The 2781-nt window shown below is 70.8% G+C and carries 3 protein-coding genes and 1 pseudogene; all 4 read right to left on the reverse strand.

Features of this window, described 5'->3' with window-relative positions; translation table 11 throughout:
• Positions 1-307, reverse strand: a pseudogene (locus G6017_RS07925) (amidase family protein); the annotation flags it as partial.
• A 49-nt stretch (positions 308-356) separates the two neighbouring features.
• Positions 357-1220 (reverse strand): SDR family NAD(P)-dependent oxidoreductase, encoded by an 864-nt coding sequence (locus tag G6017_RS07930; RefSeq protein WP_241731424.1) that lies wholly within the window; start codon positions 1218-1220, stop codon positions 357-359.
• A gap of 78 nt (positions 1221-1298) precedes the next feature.
• Complete coding sequence (locus tag G6017_RS07935; protein ID WP_182616834.1) at positions 1299-2027, reverse strand: sulfite exporter TauE/SafE family protein; 729 nt, start codon at positions 2025-2027, stop codon at positions 1299-1301.
• Positions 2028-2097: 70 nt separating this feature from the next.
• Positions 2098-2574, reverse strand: a complete 477-nt coding sequence (locus tag G6017_RS07940) for a nuclear transport factor 2 family protein (RefSeq protein ID WP_179523255.1) — start codon at positions 2572-2574, stop codon at positions 2098-2100.
• Between the last annotated feature and the right edge of the window lie 207 nt (positions 2575-2781).

Raw genomic sequence — 2781 nt, forward strand, 5'->3', positions numbered from 1 at the left:
CGACGTCGGCGAGCAGCCGGGAGCCGTCGGCGGCGGGTAGCCCGGCCACATCGGTGCCGAGTGCCTTGATGACGATCGGCACCCCCCGCAGCGGTCCGTCCGGCAGCCCCGCCTCCACCTCGGCGCGCGCGGCGTCGATGCGCGTGGAGACCATGGCGCCCAGCCCGGGGTCGAGCCGCTCAATGCGGGCAATGGCCTCCTCCAGTACCTCGGCGGCGGTGGTGGCGCCGGCGCGGATGTCGGCGGCCAGGGCCAGCGCGTCGCGGCTGGTCGGGGCGGTGTTCGTGGGACCAGTGGTCGGGGTCATGGCGGAGGCTTTCCGGGGAGAGGGGTTGTACGGGGCGACGACGACGGGGTCAGCCCCAGCGGGACTGGCCGCCGTCGAGGGGGATGGTGGCGCCGCTGAGGTACGAGGCCTCGGCCGAGCACAGCCAGGCCACGGGACGGCCGATGTCGGAGAGGGGGTCGCCCACGCGGCCGGCGGGGATGCTCGACACGAACTCCTCGGCCTCCTCGGGGTTGTTCTCCATCCACCAGTCCAGCCCGGGGCTGTGAGCGTGCGGCGCCACGTTGAGGGCGCGGGTTCCCTCGGCCGCCCACTCGTAGGCGGCGGCGCGGGTCAGGGCGCGGATGGCCTCCTTGACCGCGGAGTAGATGCCGTAGTTGGCGGCGTCCCACCGGACGGCGGCGGCGGTCACGAGGTTGATGATCGTGCCCCCTCCGCGCTTGGCCATCTCGGGCCGGGCCAGCTTCATCAGGGTGAACGTCACGCGGGGGCCACCCTCGAAGGCCTTGCGGAACTCGTCGTCCGGGTAGTCGGACAGCGGCAGCGGCATGGCCATGTTGGCGTTGTTGACCAGGATGTCGACCCCGCCGAGCTTCTCCACGGCGGTCGCGATGATCGCCTCGGGGGCGCCGTCGGTGATGATGTCCACGGCCAGGCACTCGGCCGTGCCACCGTTCGAGCGGATGATCTCGGCGACCCGCTCGAGCTTGCGCATCCGACGCCCGACCAGCAACAGCGCGGCACCGGATTCGGCGAGGCCGAGCGCGATGCCCTCCCCGACCCCCTGCCCGCCGCCGGTGACGATGGCGACCTTTCCGGCCAGGCGGTTCTCCCGTGCGGTGCCGGCGGTCTCGGTGTGCTGCGCGGTCGTGTCGGTCTGCGTGGACGTGTCAGTCTCTGCGGTCGTGTCGGTCTGCGCGGTGCTGTCGGTCATGGGGTCCTCCGGGGTCGGTACGGGAATCTGTGGGAGTGGGAACGGGGCGTCACGGCGATCACGCGGTGGGAAGGTCGATCACGCGGTGGCGAAGGTGACGAGGCCGGCGATCACCACGAGGGAGATCACGGCGGAGCGGAACACGTGGGTGGGCAGGCGCATGGCGATGCCGATTCCGAGCTGGTTGGCCAGGACCCCGACGACGGTGCAGGCCACCACCATGGGCAGCAGGGCGGGCAGGTCGATCTCGGTGCCCGACCACAACAGTGCGAGGGAGACCAGGCTGGTGATGACGAAGTACCCGGCGAGGTCGGCGATGAAGCCCAGCGGCGGCAGCCTGGCCCGGCTGAGCAGCAGGACGACCGGCGGTCCGTTGAGCGAGGTGGTGGTGGAGAAGTACCCGCTGATCACCCCGGTGACCGCGGTCGCGATCGCCGAGGGCGGCCGGGGTGTTTTGGCCGCGGGCAGCGCCATGGCGACCCCGCACAGGACCGTGATCGCGCCTGCCGCCGGCTTGAGGTGCTCCTCCGGCAGGAACGCGATGGTCTGAACGCCCAACCAGGCGCCCGGCACGCTCGCCAGTCCCAGCACCGCCACGCGCCGCCAGGTGATGTGAGCGCGCAACTGCACGGTGACGCCCACCCTGGTGACCAGGGCCACGACCAGGTTCACCACCACCGTCTCGGCCAGTCCGATGCCCGCCATCAGCATCAACGGGGTGGCCAACAGGGACGTGCCGAACCCGGTGGCGCCGCCGATGACCGAGGCCGCCGCCACGCACAGCGCGGCGATGACGATCAGCTCCACGCGTCACCGTCACGGTCACAGTCGTCGTCACCGACTCGCCGGGCAGAGCTCGCACCGTCCGCCCGCGCCCTCACTGCCCGCCGGTGGGGGCGAGGTGGTTGTCCGTGAGCTGGAAACTCGGGATGTCCTTGAGGTTGAGCATCGCCTCGTAGGTGCGCTTGTAGCCGGTGCTCGTGATGACCCAGCGACCGTCCTGGCGCGCGTAGGTGTCGGAGTAGAAGGCGCTTCCGATGATCATCGTGTCGAAGGCGGGCACGATCACCCGGTCCTGCAGGTACCAGCGGCCGGTCGCGGTGTCGCCGTCCACCTCGATCTCCGGGTGGTGGGCCTGGTGCTCGGTGATGACGTCGTCGGTCATCTGCTCCCGCAACCCGGCCACCACCTCGTCGCGGCCGGTGTAGGACAGGCGCTTGCCGTAGGAGGCCGAGACCTCGGGGGCGAGTGTCCCGGCGAGCTCGTCCCACAGTCGCAGATCCACACAACGCAGGTAGCGGTACTTCAGGGACTTGATCGCGTCGATGTCGTCGCGGCGGTCAGTGGTGGTCATCGTCGGCCTTTCGCACGAGGGGCGGGGCGCGTCAATCCACACCCGTCAACCCGACTGTAGTCAATTGTGTACAGTTTGGGAATGGAAAGTGAGAACCGATCCGACGACGACGAGGACGGCCTCCCCGGACCGACCCCGCCCGACTCCGCGCCCACCCGTGGGCACGGCGCCCCGCGACCCCGCCCGACCGGTCGCGACGAGGTCCGT

Source organism: Dietzia sp. B44, from assembly GCF_014145245.1.
GTDB classification, from domain to species: domain Bacteria; phylum Actinomycetota; class Actinomycetes; order Mycobacteriales; family Mycobacteriaceae; genus Dietzia; species Dietzia natronolimnaea.

Bases quoted from the DNA above. Each gene is read 5' to 3' on its own strand.
- G6017_RS07940 (WP_179523255.1), bottom strand. From the start codon at position 2,574: ATGACCACCACTGACCGCCGCGACGACATCGACGCGATCAAGTCCCTG.
- G6017_RS07930 (WP_241731424.1), bottom strand. From the start codon at position 1,220: ATGACCGACAGCACCGCGCAGACCGACACGACCGCAGAGACTGACACG.